This window comes from Nocardioides zeicaulis (genome assembly GCF_042432345.1).
Lineage (GTDB): Bacteria > Actinomycetota > Actinomycetes > Propionibacteriales > Nocardioidaceae > Nocardioides > Nocardioides zeicaulis.
This window is the reverse complement of the sequence record NZ_JBHLXH010000002.1, coordinates 312,585-332,709: the sequence shown is the minus strand read 5'-3', so window position 1 is coordinate 332,709 and position 20,125 is coordinate 312,585. Positions and strand designations below refer to the sequence as shown.

The 20,125-nt window shown below is 73.9% G+C and carries 19 protein-coding genes; 15 read left to right on the top strand and 4 right to left on the bottom strand.

The genetic code is table 11. The features are described from left to right. The first annotated feature begins 17 nt into the window (after positions 1-17). Positions 18-1,205 carry a molecular chaperone DnaJ gene (gene dnaJ / locus ACFFJG_RS16085; protein WP_378519799.1) on the top strand — a complete coding sequence of 396 codons (1,188 nt, stop codon included), beginning with the start codon at positions 18-20 and terminating at the stop codon, positions 1,203-1,205. Positions 1,206-1,208: 3 nt separating this feature from the next. Next, on the top strand, positions 1,209-1,949 hold the full coding sequence (locus tag ACFFJG_RS16080) for a 16S rRNA (uracil(1498)-N(3))-methyltransferase (protein WP_378519798.1): 741 nt from the start codon (positions 1,209-1,211) through the stop codon (positions 1,947-1,949). A 6-nt stretch (positions 1,950-1,955) separates the two neighbouring features. Here ACFFJG_RS16080 and ACFFJG_RS16075 read toward each other — a convergent pair whose 3' ends face one another. The 3 genes from ACFFJG_RS16075 to ACFFJG_RS16065 form a co-directional block, all read right to left on the bottom strand. Next, on the bottom strand, positions 1,956-2,951 hold the full coding sequence (locus ACFFJG_RS16075) for a GerMN domain-containing protein (RefSeq protein WP_378519797.1): 996 nt from the start codon (positions 2,949-2,951) through the stop codon (positions 1,956-1,958). Continuing rightward, the gene (locus tag ACFFJG_RS16070; RefSeq protein ID WP_378519796.1) at positions 2,948-3,478 is read right to left on the bottom strand and encodes a SigE family RNA polymerase sigma factor; all 531 of its coding nucleotides are present in this window, start codon (positions 3,476-3,478) and stop codon (positions 2,948-2,950) included. The genes ACFFJG_RS16075 and ACFFJG_RS16070 overlap by 4 nt, the downstream gene beginning before the upstream one ends. 76 nt (positions 3,479-3,554) lie before the next feature. After that, a complete protein-coding gene (locus ACFFJG_RS16065) occupies positions 3,555-4,514 on the bottom strand; it encodes a Gmad2 immunoglobulin-like domain-containing protein (protein ID WP_378519795.1) in 960 nt (319 codons plus the stop codon). Positions 4,515-4,586: 72 nt separating this feature from the next. Between ACFFJG_RS16065 and ACFFJG_RS16060 the strand changes: the two genes are divergently transcribed. The 6 genes from ACFFJG_RS16060 to ACFFJG_RS16035 all read left to right on the top strand — a co-directional run bounded on the left by ACFFJG_RS16060 (position 4,587) and on the right by ACFFJG_RS16035 (position 9,476). Beyond that, positions 4,587-4,940 (top strand): HIT domain-containing protein, encoded by a 354-nt coding sequence (locus tag ACFFJG_RS16060; RefSeq protein ID WP_378519794.1) that lies wholly within the window; start codon positions 4,587-4,589, stop codon positions 4,938-4,940. After that, positions 4,940-6,184: a hypothetical protein gene (locus ACFFJG_RS16055; RefSeq protein ID WP_378519793.1), complete on the top strand. Its 1,245-nt coding sequence runs from the start codon at positions 4,940-4,942 to the stop codon at positions 6,182-6,184. Before ACFFJG_RS16060 ends, ACFFJG_RS16055 begins: the two co-directional genes overlap by 1 nt. Positions 6,185-6,265: 81 nt before the next feature. Next, positions 6,266-7,315, top strand: coding sequence for a PhoH family protein (locus ACFFJG_RS16050; protein ID WP_378519792.1), 1,050 nt, complete (start codon positions 6,266-6,268; stop codon positions 7,313-7,315). Then, positions 7,312-7,785, top strand: a complete 474-nt coding sequence (gene ybeY / locus ACFFJG_RS16045; protein ID WP_378519791.1) for an rRNA maturation RNase YbeY — start codon at positions 7,312-7,314, stop codon at positions 7,783-7,785. Before ACFFJG_RS16050 ends, ybeY begins: the two co-directional genes overlap by 4 nt. Before the next feature lie 10 nt (positions 7,786-7,795). Beyond that, positions 7,796-9,109: a hemolysin family protein gene (locus tag ACFFJG_RS16040; RefSeq protein ID WP_378519790.1), complete on the top strand. Its 1,314-nt coding sequence runs from the start codon at positions 7,796-7,798 to the stop codon at positions 9,107-9,109. A gap of 10 nt (positions 9,110-9,119) precedes the next feature. After that, positions 9,120-9,476 carry a cytidine deaminase-like protein gene (locus tag ACFFJG_RS16035; protein WP_378519789.1) on the top strand — a complete coding sequence of 119 codons (357 nt, stop codon included), beginning with the start codon at positions 9,120-9,122 and terminating at the stop codon, positions 9,474-9,476. Positions 9,477-9,486: 10 nt separating this feature from the next. Here ACFFJG_RS16035 and ACFFJG_RS16030 read toward each other — a convergent pair whose 3' ends face one another. Further along, positions 9,487-9,999: a hypothetical protein gene (locus ACFFJG_RS16030; RefSeq protein ID WP_378519788.1), complete on the bottom strand. Its 513-nt coding sequence runs from the start codon at positions 9,997-9,999 to the stop codon at positions 9,487-9,489. Positions 10,000-10,143: 144 nt separating this feature from the next. Here ACFFJG_RS16030 and ACFFJG_RS16025 point away from each other — a divergent pair, with 144 nt between their 5' ends. The 7 genes from ACFFJG_RS16025 to ACFFJG_RS15995 form a co-directional block, all read left to right on the top strand. Next, the gene (locus ACFFJG_RS16025) at positions 10,144-11,484 is read left to right on the top strand and encodes an FAD-binding oxidoreductase (protein ID WP_378519787.1); all 1,341 of its coding nucleotides are present in this window, start codon (positions 10,144-10,146) and stop codon (positions 11,482-11,484) included. A 38-nt stretch (positions 11,485-11,522) separates the two neighbouring features. Further along, positions 11,523-12,782: a class I SAM-dependent methyltransferase gene (locus ACFFJG_RS16020; protein ID WP_378519786.1), complete on the top strand. Its 1,260-nt coding sequence runs from the start codon at positions 11,523-11,525 to the stop codon at positions 12,780-12,782. 20 nt (positions 12,783-12,802) lie between these two features. Next, positions 12,803-13,579 carry a siderophore-interacting protein gene (locus ACFFJG_RS16015; RefSeq protein ID WP_378519785.1) on the top strand — a complete coding sequence of 259 codons (777 nt, stop codon included), beginning with the start codon at positions 12,803-12,805 and terminating at the stop codon, positions 13,577-13,579. Continuing rightward, positions 13,572-14,717 carry a GTPase Era gene (gene era, locus ACFFJG_RS16010; RefSeq protein WP_378519784.1) on the top strand — a complete coding sequence of 382 codons (1,146 nt, stop codon included), beginning with the start codon at positions 13,572-13,574 and terminating at the stop codon, positions 14,715-14,717. Before ACFFJG_RS16015 ends, era begins: the two co-directional genes overlap by 8 nt. A 103-nt stretch (positions 14,718-14,820) precedes the next feature. Continuing rightward, entirely contained in the window at positions 14,821-18,351 is a 3,531-nt protein-coding gene (locus ACFFJG_RS16005) for a DUF4132 domain-containing protein (RefSeq protein WP_378519783.1), read from the top strand. Then, entirely contained in the window at positions 18,348-19,445 is a 1,098-nt protein-coding gene (locus ACFFJG_RS16000; protein WP_378519782.1) for an ATP-binding protein, read from the top strand. The genes ACFFJG_RS16005 and ACFFJG_RS16000 overlap by 4 nt, the downstream gene beginning before the upstream one ends. A gap of 3 nt (positions 19,446-19,448) precedes the next feature. Further along, the coding region (locus ACFFJG_RS15995) for a DUF5682 family protein (RefSeq protein WP_378519781.1) at positions 19,449-20,125 on the top strand (677 nt) is incomplete at its 3' end.

The following is a 20,125-nucleotide window of genomic DNA, read 5'->3' as shown; positions in this document are numbered from 1 at the left end:
CTCGATGAAGGAAACCAGTGACCCAGGACCCCTACGAGATCCTCGGCGTCTCTCGTGACGCCAGCGCCGACGAGATCAAGAAGGCCTACCGTCGGTTGGCCCGCCAGCTGCACCCCGACGTCAACCCCGACCCCGAGACGCAGGACCGGTTCAAGGACGTCTCGCGCGCCTACGAGGTGCTGAGCGACCCGGCCAAGCGCCAGGCGTACGACCGGGGCGGCGACGCCTTCGGGCAGGGCTTCGGCGGCGCCGGCCAGGGCTTCTCCTTCACCGACATCATGGACGCCTTCTTCGGCGGCGGTGCCGCCGGTGCCGGTGGCCAGAACCGGGGCCCCCGCTCCCGGGCGCGGCGCGGCCAGGACGCCCTGATCCGGCTCGACGTGAGCCTGGCCGAGGCGGCGTTCGGCGTGACCCGCGAGCTCAAGGTCGACACCGCCCTGACCTGCGAGGCCTGCGAGGGCAAGGGCACCGCTCCCGGCACCTCGCCGGTCACCTGCGAGACCTGCCACGGCCAGGGTGAGGTCGCCGTCGTGCAGCGCTCGTTCCTCGGCGAGATCCGCACGCTGCGCCCCTGCGCGGCCTGCCGCGGCTACGGCTCGGTCATCCCCGACCCGTGCCGCGAGTGCTCCGGCGACGGCCGGGTCCGCTCGCGCCGCACGCTGACGGTCAAGATCCCCGCCGGCGTCGACATGGGCACCCGCGTCCAGCTCACCGGCCAGGGCGAGGTCGGCCCCGGCGGCGGTCCGGCCGGCGACCTCTACGTCGAGATCCACGTCGAGCCGCACGCCACCTTCACCCGCCACGGCAACGACCTGCACACCACGGTCACGCTGCCGATGACGGCGGCCGCGCTCGGCACCCAGCTCACGCTCCCGCTGCTCGAGGCCGACCTCGAGCGGTCCGAGGACGCCGGCGACGGCGAGGACGCGGGCACCGTCACGACGTTCGACCTCGACGTGCGCCCCGGCACCCAGTCGGGAAGCGAGCAGGTGATCAAGGGCTTCGGCGTGCCGAGCCTGCGCGGCGGTCGTGGCGACCTCGTCGTCAGCGTGCGGGTCGACACCCCGACGCGGCTCGACCCCCGCCAGGAGGAGCTGCTGCGCGAGCTGGCCGCGATCCGCGGCGAGGAGACGCCCGACGGTCGGGTGCAGGCGCCGCACAAGTCGATGTTCGGCCGGCTGCGCGACGCCTTCCAGGGCGGCTGAGCCGTGTCGCTGCCGGTCCACCTCGTCGAGTCGTTGGCCGGCGTGGCCGCCGGCGCGGTCGTCGAGGTGACCGGTGACGAGGCGCACCACGCGGTCGCCGTACGCCGTCTGCGCGAGGGTGAGCGCGTGGTGCTGACCGACGGCCGCGGCACCGCGGTCACCGGACCGGTCGCCGAGACCGCCAAGCGGCTCTTCACGGTCACGGTCGAGGAGGTCGTCTCCGCCGAGCGGCCCGAGCCGGCCGTCACCGTCGTGCAGGCGCTGCCCAAGGGCGAGCGCGGCGAGCTCGCCGTCGAGGTGCTCACCGAGGTCGGCGTCGACCGGGTGGTCCCGTGGGCGGCGTCGCGCTCCGTGGCGGTGTGGAAGGGCGAGCGGGCCACCAGGTCGCACGCGAAGTGGCAGGCCACCGCCCGCGAGGCCGCCAAGCAGTCGCGCCGGTCCTGGCACCCGACCGTCACCCCGCTCGCCACGACCGCCGACCTCGCCTCCCTCGTCGGCGAGGCCGACCTGGCGGTCGTGCTGCACGAGGACGCCAGCCAGCCGCTCTCCGCCCTCGACGTCCCGGCGTCGGGGCGCATCGTCGTCGTGGTCGGCCCGGAGGGCGGGATCGCCCCCGACGAGCTCGCCGCGCTCGAGGCCGCCGGCGCTCAGACCGTCCGCCTGGGTGCCGAGGTGCTCCGCACCTCCACCGCCGGCGTGGTGGCCGTCGCCGCGCTGCTCGCGCGCACGCCCCGCTGGGGCTGACGCGCGTCAGTCGACCACCGTGATCCGGCGGGTGTCGGAGTCGACCGTGCCGTCGGGGTTCTGGACGGTGGCGATGACGTCGTAGTCGCCGGGCGGGACGTCGGAGAGGTCGAAGGTCTCCCCGAAGGAGGACAGCCGGTCGTCCCCCAGTGCACCCTCGACCGTCCGCTCGGCGACGACAGCCGTCCCCTCCCAGCGCTGGATCCGCACCTGCACCGCCCCGTCGGCGCTGGTGCCGCGGCCGCGCACGGTGAACGGGAGGTCGGGGTCGAGCCGCATGCCCTCCGACGGGTCGGACAACGACACGGGGGCGAGCACGTCGAGATCGGGGGAGCCCGTCAGCGGCGCCGTCGTGGGCACGCCGAGGATGGTGTCGGTGACCCGCCCCTCGACCTGCACGTCCACCGGCACCTTGCCCTCGCCGCTGACTGCCTGGGCGGTGCGCACGACCTGCTCGAGCGCCAGACGGGCGTCCCGCTCGCTCATCCCAGGCGGGCGGTCGACCGGAGCGTCGGTGAGGACGACCTGGATCACGTCAGGACGGGGGATCCACTGGCTCAGCGTGACGCCGGCCGGCCACGGCGACCGGTAGTCCGGGTCAAGGGCATCGCCGCCCAGCGCCGCGTTGATCGCCCAGACAGCGTCGTCGGACGCGAAGTCGGCGCGGAACTCCCGGAACAGCCGCGGGCCCTCGGCCGTGTCGCCCACGAAGTAGACCGCCGCAGGGCTGGGGACGGTGGGCCCGGCGCTCGAGGTGGCGCCGCCCGTCGGCTGGTCCGCGGGGCCGGGGTCGCCGGACTGCGGCGCCCCGCCGGTGGTGAGCGCGAGGGCCGCGACGACGGAGGCGGCGGCCAGCCCGGCGCCGCCGGTGGCCCACCACGCCCGGTGCGTACGCCGACGGGTCGGGGAGGCGGTCGCGGCGCGGATCGCGTCGAGGCGGTCGCCGGGCACCACGTCGTCGGCCACCTCGTGGAGGAGGTCGCGGATCTGCAGGTCGTTCATGACGGGTCCTCCCACCAGTCGCCGAGCAGCGCGCGCAGGGCGGCGCTGCCGCGGGATGCGTGCGACTTCACGGCGCCGCGCGAGACGCCGAGGGCGTCGGCGATCTGCGCCTCCGACCAGTCGAGGTAGTAGCGCAGCACCAGCACCTCGCGCTGCCGCTCGGTGAGCCGGAGCAGCGCGTCGCGGACCGCGTCACGCCGGGCGCCGCCCAGGCTCGGACCCTCGACCGCGCCCTCGCCCGGCGCGCTCGTGCGGACGTGCCGCTCGACGACGGCGCGGTGCCGCAGCGCGGAGCGCGAGCGGTTGACCACCGCCTGGCGCAGGTAGGCCAGGGCCTTGTCGGGGTCGCGCAGCCGCGACCACTTCCCGTGCATCGCGACGAACGCGTCCTGGACGACGTCCTCGGCCGCCTGCTGGTCGTGGACGAGGAGCGTCGAGAGCCGGACGAGCTGGGGCCAGTGCGCGGCGTACATCTGCTCGACCGCGGCGTCGGCATCGGCGCCGACGAGGCTCAGGTGGTCGGGCACCGGGGTCCTCCCTCGGCGGGGCCTGGTCTGGGTGGTCACACCGTGTGACGCCCCGGAGCGGCACCCGGTTGACGGCTCAGCCGATCGTGATCGTCCTGGTGTCGACGGCCGGCCCGTCGCCCTCGGTGCCGCCGCTGGGGTCGTCGGTCTCGCACTGCAGCGTGACCTCGCCCGTGATGCCGTCGAGCGGCAGCTCTGCCTGGAACGGGTAGAGCCGGTCCATCCAGCCCTCGGCCTGGTAGCCGACCATGGCCAGCTCCTCGTCGCCGCGGAGCAGCCGGCACGGACCCGACGCCTCGAACGAGCTCGCCACCCCGCTCACCGCCAGCGTGTCGCCGGTGACGGTGTCGCCCTCGGCGGGGGAGGTGATGCTGACGAGGTTGAGCGTCTCGAGCGGGTCGGCCGCCTCGAACGGCGTGCTCGTCGGGAGCCCGAAGAGGCTCGCGCCCCCCTCGCGCTGCACCTGCACGGGCACCCGCTCCTGCTGCACGCCCTGCAGCGTGTAGACCAGCTGCTGCAGCGCGAGCCTCGCGTCGCGCTCGCCCATCCCGTCGGGGGCCTCGGTGAACGCGTCGGACGGGACGGTCACCAGCAGCACGCCGTCGGTGGCCTGCACCGAGGTGATCTCCACCTGGGGCCACAGGGTCCGGTAGTCGGGGTCGTCGGGCGTGCCGCCGGCGACGAGGCGCGCCGCCTCGACGAGCGGGTCACCGCTGACGCGGTGGAACTCGCGGAACAGCCGGGGCGTGCCGCCGGGTCCGTCGCCGACGAAGTAGACCGGGACGGCCGTGCTCTCCGGCGACGCCGTGCTCGAGGGCTTCGACGTCTCCGAGCCGGTGGGGTCCTGGCTCGGGGCCGCGCTGTCCGAGCCCGTCCCCGCCGCGCTCGTCGGGGCCCCGGCGCTCTCGGAGACCGGCGTCGGGTCGGCGTCGTCCCCGCAGGCGGCGAGCGACAGGGTGCAGGCCGCGGCGAGGGCGGCTGCGCCGGCCCAGCGGCGTACGCCGGGGCGCGCGGGGACGGTGACGGGGAAGGTCATGACGCCACGCTAGGCGGCAGGACGGGTCGCGAAGAGGTCCCACGCCGCGCCCGCGGACCCTAGGCTGGGGGGATGACGGTGACGGTGGACGACTGCGTCTTCTGCAAGATCGTGGCGGGGGACCTCCCGGCGGAGGTGCTCGGGCGCGGCGAGCGGGCCCTCGCGATCCGCGACCTCCACCCGCAGGCGCCCTTCCACGCCCTCGTCATCCCCTTCGACCACCACGAGAACGCAGCGGCGTCCGCCGCCGCCGACCCTGCCGCGCTCGGCCACCTCGTCCTCCTCGCCGGCGAGGTCGCGCGCGAGGCCGGCCACGACGACTACCGGCTGGTCGCCAACACCGGCGCCGGCGCCGGTCAGACCGTCTTCCACACCCACCTGCACGTGCTCGCCGGCACGACGCGCATGACGGAGTCCCTGGTCTGATGAGCACACGTCCTCGACCCTCCCGGCTGCGCACCGCCCTCGCGGTCGCGGCGTCCACCCTGCTCCTGGCCGCCTGCGGCCCCGGCTCCGGTGGCTCGGCCGACCCGGCCGGAGGCGTCGCCCGGCCCGGTGACTCGACGACCGCGGACACCGCCGGGGACACCCCAGCCGGGACCGCAGCCGGGACCGACACGCACGCCGGCCACTATGCGAAGCCGCGCAAGGCGAGCCCGCTGCGCCCCGGCGAGACCCGTACGACGATCGCGATGCCGGGCGGCTACACCCCGTCGGCCCCCTACGGCACCGGCACCGACGACTACCGCTGCTTCCTGCTCGACCCCGAGCTCGACGAGCCTGCCTGGCTCACCGGCACCCAGGTGCTGCCGGGCAACCCCGACACCGTGCACCACGTCATCCTCTTCCGGGTCCGGCCCGACCAGGTCGCGGCGGCCGAGGCCAAGGACGCGGCCGAGGAGGGGGAGGGCTGGACCTGCTTCGGCGGCACCGGGCTCGACCCCTTCCAGGACGTCAACGACGCCTCGTGGATCGGCGCCTGGGCGCCGGGCGGCAAGGAGACGGTCACCAAGCCCGGCTTCGGCACCCGCCTCGAGGCCGGCAGCCGCATCGTCATGCAGGTCCACTACAACCTGCTGACCGGCCCCGGCCCCGACACCTCGGCCGCGCAGCTGCGGCTCGCGCCCGGCACGCGCCCGTACCAGGCGCTCCACACCATGCTGCTGCCCGCGCCCGTCGAGCTGCCCTGCCGGCCCAAGCACGACGACGGACCGCTGTGCGACCGCGACGCAGCCCTCGTCGACCTGCACGAGCGGTTCGGCGCCGAGGCCCGCACCGCCGACCTGCTCCACGTCCTGTGCGGGACGAAGCCCCAGCCCGGCGAAGTGCAGTCGTGCGTGCGCACCCTGGCCGAGCCGATCACCATCCACGGCGTCGCCGGGCACATGCACCTGCTCGGCCGCTCGATCAGGATCGAGGTCAACCCCGACACCCCGCAGGCGCGCACCATCCTCGACATCCCGGTGTGGGACTTCGACGACCAGGGGAGCCGGCCGATCGCCCCGATCCACCTCGAGGCGTTCCAGCAGGTCAAGGTCACCTGCCACCACGTGCAGTGGCTGCGCGACAGGCTGCCCGCCTTCGAGGGACAGCCCGACCGCTACGTCGCCTGGGGCGAGGGCACCACCGACGAGATGTGCCTCGGGATGCTCCAGGTCACCCGCCCCTGAACCGGGTGGGACGCGCGCGGTGCGCTCGGTAGCATGGGAGGTCTCCACCACCGACCCGGAAGGCCGCCCGCTCGGGCATCCATGACTGACACCCACCAGCCAGGCGCTCCGCAGGAGAAGCCGGCGCACACCGTCGTCGTCCCCACCAGCATCGACATGGTCTCCGTCCTCGGACCGGGCGACGCGCACCTGCGGGTCATCGAGCGGGTCTTCAACGCCGACGTCCACGTCCGCGGCAACCGCATCACGCTGACCGGCGACTCCGCCGAGGTCGCGATGGCCGAGCGGCTGCTCGACGAGATCGTGACGCTCGTCCGCACCGGGCAGGGCGTCAGCGACGAGACCGTCGAGCGCATCGTGCAGATGCTGCGCACGGAGACCCAGGAGCGCCCGGCCGACGTGCTGAGCCTCAACATCCTCTCCAACCGCGGCCGCACGATCCGGCCGAAGACGCTCAACCAGAAGCGCTACGTCGAGTCGATCGACAAGTCCACGATCACCTTCGGCATCGGCCCGGCCGGCACCGGCAAGACCTACCTGGCCATGGCCAAGGCCGTGCAGGCGCTGCAGGCCAAGGAGGTCAACCGGATCATCCTGAGCCGCCCGGCCGTCGAGGCGGGGGAGCGGCTCGGCTTCCTGCCCGGCACGCTGAGCGAGAAGATCGACCCCTACCTGCGCCCGCTCTACGACGCGCTGCACGACATGGTCGACCCCGAGACGATCCCGAAGCTCCTCGCCGCCGGCACCATCGAGGTTGCGCCGCTGGCGTTCCTGCGCGGACGCTCGCTCAACGACTCCTTCATCATCCTCGACGAGGCGCAGAACACCACGCCCGAGCAGATGAAGATGTTCCTCACGCGCCTCGGCTTCGGCTCGCGCATCGTCGTCACCGGCGACACCAGCCAGGTCGACCTGCCCTCGGGCACCCAGTCGGGCCTGCGCGTGGTCGAGGGCATCCTCGACGGCGTCGACGACATCACCTTCTGCCGCCTCACCGGCACCGACGTGGTGCGCCACCGCCTCGTCGGGCGCATCGTCGAGGCCTACGAGGTGTTCGACGCCGAGCGGGAGGCCACCAAGCGGCCGACGTCGACGTCGGCCCGCCCCGACCGCGGACGGGGGAAGCGATGACGATCGAGGTGCTCAACGAGTCGGGCGCCGAGGTCGACGTGCGCCGGCTCTCCCGCCTCGCGCGCTTCGTCATGGACGAGATGCGCGTGCACCCGATGGCCGAGCTGTGCATCAAGGCCGTCGACGAGGACACCATCGCCGAGCTCAACGAGCAGTGGATGGAGAAGGAGGGCCCCACCGACGTGCTGGCCTTCCCGATGGACGAGCTGCGACCGGGCAAGGTCAACGAGGAGCCGGAGGAGGGCGTCCTGGGCGACCTCGTGCTGGCCCCGTCGGTGGCCGAGCGCCAGGGCGTCGAGGCCGGTCACGGTCGCGAGGCCGAGATCGACCTGCTCACCGTCCACGGCATCCTGCACCTCCTCGGCTACGACCACGCCGAGCCCGAGGAGCACGCCGTCATGTTCGGCCTGCAGGGCGAGCTGCTCGAGAAGTGGCGCACGACGTCCGCGTCGGGCGCCGATCCCGCCTGAGGGGCCGACGATGACCGCCGACATCTGGCAGCTCGGGTCGGCCGCGGTGCTGGTCGTGCTGGCCGGGCTCTTCTCAGCCGCCGACGCGGCGCTCTCGACGTTCTCGCGCGCCCGCGCGGAGGAGCTGCGCGCCGAGGGACGACCGGGCGCCGCCCGCCTGGTCCGGCTGCTCGACGACCCTGCGCGCTACCTCAACACCGCCCTGCTGTTGCGCCTGCTCTGCGAGATCAGCGCGATCGTGCTGGTCGGCACCTGGGCCCGCGACGCCTACCACGACGCGCTCGTGCCGAGCGTGCTCACCACCGTCGGCGTCATGCTCGTCGTCTCGTTCGTCGCCATCGGCGTGGCCCCGCGCACGCTGGGTCGCCAGAACGACGTCAGGGTCGCGCTGCTCTCCGCCGGCCCGCTGTCGCTCGTCACGACGATCCTGGGCCCGATCCCGGCACTGCTGATCCTGCTCGGCAACGCCATCACGCCCGGCAAGGGGTTCAGCGAGGGGCCGTTCTCCACCGAGACCGAGCTGCGCGAGCTGGTCGACCTGGCCGAGGCGTCCGCGGTGATCGAGTCCGGCGAGCGGCGGATGATCCACTCCGTCTTCGAGCTCGGCGACACGATCACCCGCGAGGTGATGGTGCCGCGCCCCGACGTGGTCTACATCGAGCGGCACAAGAACATCCGCCAGACCCTGTCGCTCTTCCTCCGCAGCGGCTACTCCCGCATCCCGGTGGTCGACGAGAACCTCGACGACATCGTGGGCATGGCCTACCTCAAGGACCTCGTGCGCCGTGACTTCGAGGCGCCCGACGTCGAGTTCACCCAGCGCGTCGACGAGGTGATGCGCCCGGTCCACTACGTGCCGGACTCCAAGCCCGTCGACGCGCTCCTCAGCGAGCTGCAGGCGCGCCGGCAGCACATCGCGGTCGTCGTCGACGAGTACGGCGGCACCGCCGGCCTGATCACCATCGAGGACGTGCTGGAGGAGATCGTCGGCGAGATCACCGACGAGTACGACGACGAGGAGGTCGAGGCCGAGCACCTCGAGGGCGGCGCCATCCGGGTGTCGTCGCGCTACCCGGTCGACGACCTCGACGAGCTCGTCGGCTTCGCGGTCGAGGACGACGACGTCGACAGCGTCGGGGGGCTGATGGCCAAGCACCTCGGCAAGGTCCCGATCCCCGGCTCCGTCGTCGAGTGCCACGGCCTGCGTCTGGAGGCCGAGCGCGCCACCGGGCGCCGCAACAAGATCGAGACCGTGCTGGTCCACGTCCTGCCGCCGGAGCACGCCGCCGACGGCGACGCGAGCAGGGCCGCGACGGCTCACTAGGCTGCTCGGCATGGACGACGTGCAGGCCGACCTCTCCGCCGACCTCCCCGCCGAGGACGCCAAGCTGGTGACCCTCGCCCGGGCGACCCGTGCCCGCGCCCGCGCCGCCGAGGGCGCCGCGGTGCGCGACCTCGACGGGCGCACGTACGCCGCCGCGAGCGTGCGGCTCGACCACCTCAGCGTCACCGCCCTCGAGGTCTGCGTGGCGATGGCGCTCTCCTCCGGCTCGGCCGGCCTCGAGGCGGCCGTCGTGCTCACCGAGGGCGACGACGTCGACGTGGCCGCAGCCCGCGACTTCGCCGGTGCCGACGTCCCGGTGCTCATCGGGCGCCCGGACGGGCGCCTGCACACCCGCTCGACCACCTGACCGGGCGCGGTCACACCTGGGCGGCCACGAGGGCGCGGTTGCGCTCGACCGACCGGCGGAGCTTCGGCAGCTGTCGGCGCTGCAACGCCGGCGTGGTCAGCGACATGACCGCGAGCGACCCCTGGGTGACGACCTGCAGCCAGTTGTGCCACTCCCGCTCGCCCGAGGCGACCAGGGCGATGCTGAGGGCGCAGAGCAGCGCGAACAGCAGGCCGAGGCCGCGCCAGGTCTTCCGCAAGGGCGAGCGTCGGTCGGACCAGGACCCGATGCAGGCGATCATCACCTCACCGCGTCGCACCGCGTGGGGCGCGAGCCGGGGCGGCGCCTCACGACCGGTCGCGTTGGCCCGGGAGACCGCCCAGCGGTCACGCCAGGAGAGCCCGGCGGCGACCCGTCGCCAGTCGTCGAGCCCGGCCCCGGGATAGAGCCGGCTCGTGAGGCTGCGCCGAGACGCGTAGGCGACGACGCCCACGAGCAGCATGAACAGGACCGGGATCACGATCACGACGACCTGGCGCGGCATGACCGGGACCCTAGCGCCCGCCCGGCCGGGCCCGGCGCCGCCGGCAGTCCCACCGGACGTGGAACCCCCTCGCCGTCCGTTGTGCGAGTCGCTAGCGTTGCGGGCGTGGTGATGCCGGTCGGGTGGGACGAGCACGAGCGAGGCGTGGCACGGCTGAGGGACTCCTACGCCGCGCTGCCACCGGGATCACCGGTGCGCCTGGCGAAGCGCACGAGCAACCTCTTCCGCGGCCGGGACCGGCAGGCCGCCGGCCTGGACGTGTCGGGGCTCGCGGGCGTGATCGAGGTCGACGACCAGGTCGCGGAGGTGCAGGGCATGTGCACCTACGAGGACCTCGTCGACGCGACCCTCGCCCACGGCCGGATCCCGCTGGTCGTGCCGCAGCTGCGCACGATCACCCTCGGCGGCGCCGTCACGGGACTGGGCATCGAGTCGACCAGCTTCCGCAGCGGGCTGCCGCACGAGTCGGTCCTCGAGATGGACGTCGTCACGGGCTCCGGCGAGATCGTGACGACCAAGCCGGGCGACGAGCTCTTCGACGCCTTCCCCAACTCCTACGGCTCGCTGGGCTACGCCACCCGCCTGCGGATCGAGCTCGAGCGGGCCCCCGGCCACGTCGCGCTCGAGCACGTGCGCGTCGACGACCTCGACGAGCTCGCGGCGACGATCGAGCAGGTGGTCACGAGCGGCGAGCACGACGGCGAGCGGGTGGACGCCATCGACGGAACCGCCTTCGCGCCCGGCGAGGCCTACCTGACGCTCGCGCGCTGGCGCGAGGGCCCGGCCCGTCGGCCGAGCGACTACACCCGCCAGCAGGTCTACTACCGCTCGGTGCAGCAGCGGCGCACCGATGAGCTGACCACCTACGACTACTTGTGGCGCTGGGACACCGACTGGTTCTGGTGCTCGCGCGCGTTCGGGGCCCAGCACCCGCTGGTGCGGCGGGTGTGGCCGCGCCGGCTGCGGCGCTCCGACGTCTACTGGAAGCTGGTCGCGCTCGACCGCCGGTTCCACGTCGGCGACCGGCTCGACCGCCGCGCCGGGCGTCCGCAGGGCGAGCGCGTCGTGCAGGACGTCGAGGTGCCGGTGGAGGCGCTGCCGGAGTTCCTCGCGTGGTTCGACCGCGAGGTCGGGATGCGCCCGGTGTGGCTGTGCCCGCTGCGGCTGCGGCGCCAGGACGGGGGCGGCGAGGCCGGCCGGCCCTGGCCGACGTACCCGCTCACCGCGGGCCAGACCTACGTCAACGTCGGCTTCTGGGGCGTGGTCAACGTCGGCCCCGACGCCCCGCAGGCCCCGCGCAACCGCGCGATCGAGGCCAAGGTCACCGAGCTCGGCGGCCACAAGAGCCTGTACTCCGAGGCGTTCTACGCCCCGGAGACCTTCGACCGCCTCTATGGCGGCGAGCAGCTGGCGCGCGTCAAGGCGCGCCACGACCCCGACGACCGGTTGACCGGTCTCTACGACAAGGTGGTGGGAGGACGATGAGCACGACATCGAGGACAGGCGCGCGCACGTCTGGACGGATGGCCATCGGCGACGCGATGGGGCGTCTGGTGAGGGGCGGGCTGCCGGTGCGGTTCACTGCCTACGACGGCAGCAGCGCCGGCCCGCCCGAGGCGGAGATCGGGCTCGACCTGCGCACCGAGCGGGGCCTGGCGTACCTGATGACCGCGCCCGGCGACCTCGGGATGGCGCGCGCCTACGTCAGCGGCGACCTCGACATCAGCGGCGTGCACCCCGGTGACCCCTACGACGCACTGGTGCTGCTCAAGGACCACACGAAGTTCCGCGTGCCGACGCCGTCGGAGGCGTTGCAGATCGCCCGCGGGCTCGGGTTCTCCCACCTGAAGCCGCCGCCGCCCCCGCCGCAGGAGCACCTGCCGCGCTGGCGGCGCGCCGTCGAGGGCCTGCGGCACTCGATGATGCGCGACGCGGAGGTCATCTCGCACCACTACGACGTGTCGAACCGCTTCTACGAGATGGTGCTCGGCCCCTCGATGGCCTACACGTGCGCCCTCTACGAGACGCCGGAGGCCACCCTCGAGGAGGCGCAGTTCGCCAAGTTCGACCTCGTCGCCCGCAAGCTCGGCCTCGAGCCCGGCCAGAAGCTGCTGGACGTCGGCTGCGGCTGGGGCACGATGGTGCGCCACGCCGCCCGCGAGTACGGCGTGAAGGCGCTCGGCGTCACGCTGTCGCTCGAGCAGGCGCAGTGGGCGAAGGAGGCCATCGACCGCGAGGGGCTCGGCGACCTCGCCGAGGTGCGCCACCTCGACTACCGCGACGTCGTCGAGAACGACTTCGACGCCGTCAGCTCCATCGGGCTGACCGAGCACATCGGCGTGCGCAACTACCCGTCGTACTTCTCGCACCTGCGCGACCGGCTCAAGCCCGGCGGCCGGCTGCTCAACCACAGCATCACCCGCAGCCACAACCGGCGCACCGAGACCGGTGCGTTCATCGACCGCTACGTCTTCCCCGACGGCGAGCTGATCGGCTCGGGCACGATCATCGCGGCCGCGCAGGACCAGGGGCTGGAGGTGCAGCACAGCGAGAACCTGCGGCTGCACTACGCCTCGACGCTGCGCGACTGGAACCGCAACCTGGTCGAGAACTGGGACGAGTGCGTGGCCGAGGTGGGGGAGGGGACCGCCCGCGTGTGGGGCCTCTACATCGCCGGCTCGCGGGTCGGTTTCGAGCGCGACGAGGTCGAGCTGCACCAGGTGCTCGCCACCCGCAACCACGACGACGGGCGGGCCGATTTCCCGATGCGACCCGACTGGTGAGTGCTCGATAGCCTTCGTCCGTGAGCACCCGGGCAGCACAGTTCCAGGCGCGCGTCGCACGACGCGAGCCCCTGACCGACCACCTCGTCCGGCTGGTGCTCGACGGCCTCGACGGCTTCGCGAGCAGCGGCGTCCCGGACGAGTGGGTCGGTCTGGTGGTGCCCGGGCAGTTCCAGAGCCGCTACTACACGGTGCGCTCGTTCGACGGCGGTGAGCTGACCCTCGACGTGGTCGTGCACGACGTCGGTCTGGTGACGGAGTGGGCGATGCGCGACTGCGTCGGCGACACGGTCACGATCACCGAGCCGAAGGCCTCCTTCGACCCCCCCGCGGGCGCGCAGTGGCTGCTGCTGGTCGGCGACCTCACCGCGATGCCAGCGATGGCGCGGATCGCCGAGGCCCGCCCCGACCTGCCCACCCGGGTGCTCGCGGAGGTGCCCGACGACCTCGCGGGCTACCTCCCCGGCCACGTCGACACCACCTGGCTCGCGCCGCCGTCCTCCGGGCAGAGCGGGCTCGCCGGGGCCGTCGAGGCGCTGGAGTGGCCGGCCGGCGAGGGCTACTTCTGGATGGCCGGCGAGTCCGCGCAGATGCGCGCGATCCGCAAGCACCTGATGCGCGAGGTGCGGCTGCCGACCAGCCACTACGACGTGATGGGCTACTGGCGCGCCACCGCCGGCCGGCAGCCGCGCGCGGTCGACCCCGGCCCGATCTGGCGCGCGGGCAAGGCGGCAGGCAAGAGTGACGAGCAGATCTGGGCGGAGTACGACGCAGCGCGGGAGGCGAGCGATGGCTGAGCAGCACGAGCAGGGCGAGCAGGGCGAGCAGGGCGAGCAGGGCGAGCAGGGCGAGCAGGGCGAGCAGGGCGAGCAGGGCGGCCCGGACGTCGTGGAGGACGAGCTGTCCGACCTCGCGGACGAGGAGCTCGACGACGAGGACGACGATGAGGACGACGACGAGCTGGACGACGACTTCGACCTCTCCGGGGTCGCCCCGGCGGGTGCGTTCTACGAGGCGCCCGAGGGTTTCCGCAGCGGCTTCGCCTCCTTCGTGGGGCGGCCCAACGCCGGCAAGTCGACGCTCACCAACGCGCTCGTCGGGCAGAAGATCGTCATCACCTCGTCCAAGCCGCAGACCACCCGCAACGTGGTGCGCGGGATCGTGCACCGCGACGACGCGCAGCTGATCCTCGTCGACACCCCCGGCCTCCACCGGCCGCGCACGCTCCTGGGTGAGCGCCTCAACGACCTGGTGCGCACGACGTGGGCCGAGGTCGACGTGGTCGCCGTGTGCTTCCCGGCCAACGAGAAGATCGGCCCCGGCGACCGGTTCCTGGTCACCGAGCTGGCCAAGGTACGTCGCACGGTGCGGATCGCGGTGGCCACCAAGACCGACCTGGTCGCGCCCGAGCAGCTGGGCCAGCACCTCCTCGACATCCAGCAGCTCGGCGCCGAGACCTCGACCGAGTGGGCCGAGATCGTGCCGGTGTCGGCGCGGTCCGGCGACCAGGTCGACCTGCTCGCCGACCTGCTGGTGGGCCTGATGCCCGAGGGCCCGCCGCTCTACCCCGACGGCGACCTCACCGACGCGCCCGAGGAGGCGCTCGCCGCCGACCTCATCCGCGAGGCCGCGCTGGAGGGCGTGCGCGACGAGCTGCCCCACTCGATCGCCGTCGTGGTGGAGGAGATGGGCCTGCGCGAGGGGCGGCCCGACGACAAGCCGCTGCTCGACATCGTCGCGAACCTCTACGTCGAGCGCGACTCCCAGAAGGGCATCATGATCGGCCACAAGGGCTCGCGGCTGCGCGCGGTGGGCACGGCCGCCCGCAAGCAGATCGAGGCGCTCCTCGGCACGCCGGTCTACCTCGACCTCCAGGTGAAGATCGCCAAGGACTGGCAGCGCGACCCGCGCCAGCTGCGCAAGCTCGGCTTCTGACGACGCGCCGGATCGCGCCGATCCGCTGCGGGTGTCGGTGCGAACTGGCAGCCTTCGTCGCACGAGGCGGGGGCGACCCGCCGGCGAGTCGCAGGAGCAGGCGATGGGCTGGTTCAGCAAGGTGCGGGCGCCGCGCCACGAGGTGCGGGGCACCGACGCCGCGTGGGCGCGGGTCGCGGCTGCCCTGACCGATTCGGTGACGCGCGACTGGCGCAACCCGCGGCCGCCCGACAGGCGACAGCAGGCGCTCGTCGCCTCCTACCTGCTGACCGGTGAGGTGCCGTTCGGGCAGGTCCGAGCCGTCCTGGTCGACCCCAACGGCCACTACGGCACGCACTTCGGCGCGGCCTACGCCGACCTCGTCGAGGTCTGCGGTGCGGTCGCCGACGGCACCGACGTGGGGGAGGTCGACCGCTGGGAGCGGCTGCTGCACGTGATGCTCCACCTCGAGGCCAGCCGGTCCGGCGCACAGCAGCCGGGGCCGGGCGCCTGGGTGGAGGCCCTGGTCGGTCAGCTCTCCCACCTGCCCGGGCTCGACACCCACGGACTCACCGTCGGCTTCGTCCTCGCGCTGGGCGACCGCTTCGGTGCGAGCCCCGACGTCGTCGTCGCCCAGGCCCTCGCTCCCGGTGCGCACACCTGGCGGCCCAACCCCGTGGGCTGGGTGATGTCGAGGATGCCCGGATGGGGAGCGCTGCTCGCCGCCCACGGCCCGGCCGTCACGCCCCACCTCGTCGAGGGCGCCGTCGACGAGCGGCTGCACACCCTGCGGATGCTCGAGGGCCTCTCCGACTCCGAGCTCGCGGTGCACGCCGCGGGCCTCGCGGTCGCCGCGACCGCGGGCAGCGCGAAGGTGCGCGACGCGGCGCGTCCTCTGCTGCTCCGCACGGGGGAGGGGTCCGTCGAGCGCCTCCTCGCGATCGCGACCGAGGCGAAGCCCGACACGCGCGTCCACGCGCTGTCGCTGCTCTGGCAGCTCGGTGAGGACCGGCCCGACCTTCGCGAGGAGGCGCGTCGGGTCGCCGCCGACGACCGCGCGGCGAGCGTCCAGGCGCTGCTCGGGCATTGGGACGCCGCCGACACCGCGCCCGAGCCCGACGAGTGGGACCTGCCGGAGGAGGCGCCGCTGACGTGGTCGACCGACCGCACCTCCGCCGACCGGATCGCCCGCACGCTGGTCGCGGGCCTGGCGCACGAGATCGACAGCCTCAACCAGCAGTACGCGCGCGACGAGCAGCACCGTGCGGCGCGGCAGGGGCGCCCCACGCCGGCACGGACGGACCGCGCGGTGCCCGGCCAGCGCGAGGCCGACGCGATCGCCGCACGTCTCACCGACCCCGCGCCGCCCGAGCTCGCCCCCAGCGTGCTGGCCCGGCACGTCCGGCTCCCGTTCGTGCTCATGGAGCTGGCCGGCGACCCGGCTCTTTCGCCGGGCGTGCTCCTCCGGTGCGCCGACGAGGCGCACCGGCTGGTGACGCCCCGCCAGGGGATCACCTGGTCGATCCTGGTCGAGGCAGCACACCGCGCCACCGGCCGGCCCACCCTGCGCGAGCTGCAGCGGCTGCTCGATGCCGGTGGCCTCCAGGGCGCCTACGTCGTCTGGGGGATGTACGGCCACACCTGGGACTCCGTCGCGCGGGAGTGGCCCGACGACGACGTGTGGCCGTTCGTCGCCGCCAACCTCGACACGCTCCCGCTGGAGAAGCCGTCCTCCTGGGACCAGGACCCCGACGCCGGCTACCGCGCGCTCGCGACGCTGCCCCGCACGCCGGCGCGCGTCCTCGACCGGCTCCACGAGGTGGCGCTGACCGGGGCGAAGGCGGAACGGGCCAAGGCGCGCCGGGCGCTCGCGAAGGATCCCGGCCGCGCCGCGCGCTGCGCGGCGGCGCTCTCGAGCGGCAAGGCCGACGTGCGGCTGTCCGCGGCGCAGTGGCTCACCGAGATCGGTGACCCCGCGGTGGTGCCCCTCCTGGCAGCGGCCTACGCGAAGGAACGCCAGGACACCGTGCGCGGGGCGCTGCTCGACGCCCTCGAGGCGGCGGGCGAGGACCCGGCGACCTACCTCTCGCGCGAGCGGCTGGTGGCGGACGCCGAGGCAGCGGTCGCCAAGGGCGCCCCGCGCGAGCTGGCCTGGCTCGACGTGACGACGCTCCCCGACGTGCGCTGGTCCGACGGCGGCCCCGTGCCGCGTGCCCTGCTCGAGGGGCTGCTCGTCCAGGCGGTGCGGGCCAAGTCGCCGGAGCCCAACGCGATCGTGCGTCGTGCGTGCGCGATGTTCGATCGCGCGGACGCCGAGCGGTTCGCCGAGCGGCTCCTGGCGGCGTGGCTGGCCGAGGACCTCCGGCCGGGTCCGGGCGGCGTCCCGGAGGGTTCGGCGGCCTCGTCCAAGGGCCTGCTCGCGGTCGTCGGTGCCTGCGCCGGCCAGGGAGTCGTCGCACCCGCGGAGCGCTACCTGCGGGAGTGGTACGGCATGCGCGCCTCGCAGGGCAAGGCGCTGCTGGCGATGCTGTCGTGGGTGGACCACCCGGCAGCGATCCAGCTGGTGCTCTCGGTCGGGTCGCGCTTCCGCACCAAGGCCTTCCAGGACGAGGCCGTGCGGCTCGCCGCGGCCCTCGCCGAGCGACGCGGCTGGACCCTCGACGAGCTCGCCGACCGCACGGTCCCCGACCTCGGGCTCGACCGCGACGGCGTCCTCGCGCTGCCCTACCGCGACCGGGTCTTCACCGCGCACCTGCTCGCCGACCTCACCCTCCAGCTGCGCAGCCCGGAGGGGACGGTGGTCAAGGCGCTGCCCGCGCCCCGGCAGTCCGACGACGCCGAGGCTGCCCGGCAGGCCAAGAAGGACCTGGCGAGCGCCCGCAAGGAGCTCAAGGCCCTCGCCCGGGTCCAGCAGGACCGTCTCTACGAGGCGCTGTGCACCGGGCGCACGTGGCCGGCCGGCGACTGGCTCGACCACCTGGCAGCCCACCCCGTCCTGCGCCACCTCGTCGGCCGGCTGGTCTGGCTGGCGCGTCCCGACGACGCGGACGACCCACGTCTGGTGACCTTCCGACCGCTGGAGGACGGGACCCTCACCGACGTCGACGACGCGCCGGTCGACCTCGACCCGACGTGGCTGGTCTCCCTCGCCCACCAGACCACGCTGCCGGCCGAGGCCGCCGAGGGCTGGGTCGACCACCTCGCCGACTACGAGGTGACCCCGCTGTTCCAGCAGTTCGGCTCGGCCGTGTGGGAGCTCCCCGAGGACCTGCGCACCGCCACCGCGATCACCGAGTTCGAGGGGCACCTCCTCGAGGCGTTCCAGCTGCGCGGCCGGGCGCTCAAGCTCGGCTGGACCCGCGGCCCGGTCGAGGACGCCGGATGGTTCCACTGCTACGAGAAGCGCTTCCCCGGCCTCGGCCTCACCGCGCGGCTCGGCTTCACCGGCAACGGCGTCCCGGAGGAGAACCGGACGGTGGCCCTCACGCGGCTGGAGTTCGCGCCCACCCGGGACGGCATGGTCCAGCACGCGTCCGCCACGGCGCTGCGCGACGTACCCCCGGTGCTGCTCTCGGAGTGCCGCAACGACATGGCCTCGCTCGCCTCGCTGGGGCCCGGCCACGACCCCGAGTGGGAGAAGGTGACCCAGCTGTGAACGGACCCGCGACGACCCTGCGCGCACCCGCCGAGGTCGCGTACGCCGACGAGCTCGACAGGCTCGCCCGTGCGGACGACGGCCCGCGACCCGAGGGGTGGCGGCTGACCCCGCGCGCCGTCCGGGCGTTCGTGCTCGGCGATGCCGCGCTCGGGGTGAGCAGCAAGTTCTACGGCGACGACGCGCTCGTCGACCGGTGCGTGGTCACCTTGATGAGCAACCGCGGGCTGCTGCTCGTCGGGGAGCCCGGCACGGCCAAGTCGATGCTCTCCGAGCTGCTGTCGGCAGCCGTGTCGGGGGAGTCCACCTGCACCGTGCAGGGGACCTCCGGCACCACCGAGGACCAGATCACGTACTCGTGGAACTACGCCCTCCTGCTCTCCGAGGGACCGAGCCTGCGCGCCCTGGTGCGCGGGCCGATGCACCGGGCCATGGCGGGCGGACAGGTCTGCCGGTTCGAGGAGGTCACCCGGGTCCAGCCCGAGATCCAGGACGTCCTGATCGGCCTGATGTCCGACAAGGTGCTCCACGTCCCCGAGCTCACCGGCTCCGACGCGACCGTCTTCGCCGCACGGGGGTTCAACGTCCTCGCCACCGCCAACCTGCGCGACCGGGGGGTCCACGAGATGTCGAGCGCGCTCAAGCGGCGCTTCAGCTTCGAGACCGTGCGCCCCATCCGCGACCGGGCGCTGGAGGCGCGGCTGGTGAAGGAGCAGACGGCCGGGCTCCTCGGGCTCGCCGACGTCGCGACGCGGCTGGGTGACGAGGTGGTCGACCTGCTCGTGACGGCCTTCTCCGACCTGCGCAGCGGCGTCACCGACGACGGCACCGTCGTCGAGCGGCCGACGGCCGTGATGAGCGCGGCCGAGGCGGTGTCGGTCGGCTACGCGGCGTGCCTGGACGCCCACTACTTCGGGGAGGGCACGGTCGCGGGCGAGCACGTCGCGCGCCAGCTGATCGGCACGGTCCTCAAGGACAACCCCGACGACGGCACCAAGCTGCGCCACTACTTCGACACCGTGGTGAAGCCCCGTGCCCGCCACGACCGGCAGTGGAAGGGCATGCTCGCCGCGCGCGCCGAGCTGGAGCGCTGACCCGTGCCCGCCCCACCCACCGCCGCCGACGTGCGGGCCCTCGCGGAGCGGCTGGTCAGCGACGCGCTGGTCGTCGTGCCGGTCCGCCACCACTCCCCGGCGTGCGCGAGGGCGGTGCGGCAGGCCTTCGAGCAGCACCGGCCCTCGCGCGTCCTCATCGAGGGGCCGCGGGGGTTCACCCACCTGCTGCCCGAGCTGCTCCACCCCGACGCCCGCCAGCCGCTGGCCATCTACGCGTGGGCCCGGCACACCGTGCCCGGGCGGCCCGACGCCACGGCGGGCGCCTTCGTCCCGTTCTGCGACCACTCGCCCGAGCTCGTCGCCGCCCGGCTGGCCGCCGACGCCGGCGTGCCGGTGGAGTTCTGCGACCTCGACCACGTGGCGCAGGTCCTCGGTGTGGCCGGTCCCGACCCGGCGCACGACGAGCAGCCGGGAGAGACGACCGTGCTGGTCGACGAGGCCCACTACGGCCACAGCGACGCACTCCGCGACCTGGCCCGGCGGATGGGGTGCCAGGACCACGACGACCTGTGGGAGCTGCTGGTCGAGTCCACGGACGTGCCGCTCGCCGACCACCTGGCCCGGATGGTGGCCTACTGCCTCCTCGCCCGCCGCGACGCGACGCCCGAGCGGCTCGCGGCCGACGGCACCCGGGCCCGGGAGGCCGAGATGGCCCACCA

Coding starts and splice junctions, on each gene's coding strand:
- ACFFJG_RS16020 (WP_378519786.1), top strand. CDS start 11,523: ATGGCCATCGGCGACGCGATGGGGCGTCTGGTGAGGGGCGGGCTGCCG.
- ACFFJG_RS16055 (WP_378519793.1), top strand. CDS start 4,940: ATGAGCACACGTCCTCGACCCTCCCGGCTGCGCACCGCCCTCGCGGTC.
- ACFFJG_RS16030 (WP_378519788.1), bottom strand. CDS start 9,999: ATGCCGCGCCAGGTCGTCGTGATCGTGATCCCGGTCCTGTTCATGCTG.
- ACFFJG_RS16005 (WP_378519783.1), top strand. CDS start 14,821: ATGGGCTGGTTCAGCAAGGTGCGGGCGCCGCGCCACGAGGTGCGGGGC.
- ACFFJG_RS16075 (WP_378519797.1), bottom strand. CDS start 2,951: ATGAACGACCTGCAGATCCGCGACCTCCTCCACGAGGTGGCCGACGAC.
- ACFFJG_RS16060 (WP_378519794.1), top strand. CDS start 4,587: ATGACGGTGACGGTGGACGACTGCGTCTTCTGCAAGATCGTGGCGGGG.
- ACFFJG_RS16035 (WP_378519789.1), top strand. CDS start 9,120: ATGGACGACGTGCAGGCCGACCTCTCCGCCGACCTCCCCGCCGAGGAC.
- ybeY (WP_378519791.1), top strand. CDS start 7,312: ATGACGATCGAGGTGCTCAACGAGTCGGGCGCCGAGGTCGACGTGCGC.
- era (WP_378519784.1), top strand. CDS start 13,572: ATGGCTGAGCAGCACGAGCAGGGCGAGCAGGGCGAGCAGGGCGAGCAG.
- ACFFJG_RS16065 (WP_378519795.1), bottom strand. CDS start 4,514: ATGACCTTCCCCGTCACCGTCCCCGCGCGCCCCGGCGTACGCCGCTGG.
- ACFFJG_RS16040 (WP_378519790.1), top strand. CDS start 7,796: ATGACCGCCGACATCTGGCAGCTCGGGTCGGCCGCGGTGCTGGTCGTG.
- ACFFJG_RS16050 (WP_378519792.1), top strand. CDS start 6,266: ATGACTGACACCCACCAGCCAGGCGCTCCGCAGGAGAAGCCGGCGCAC.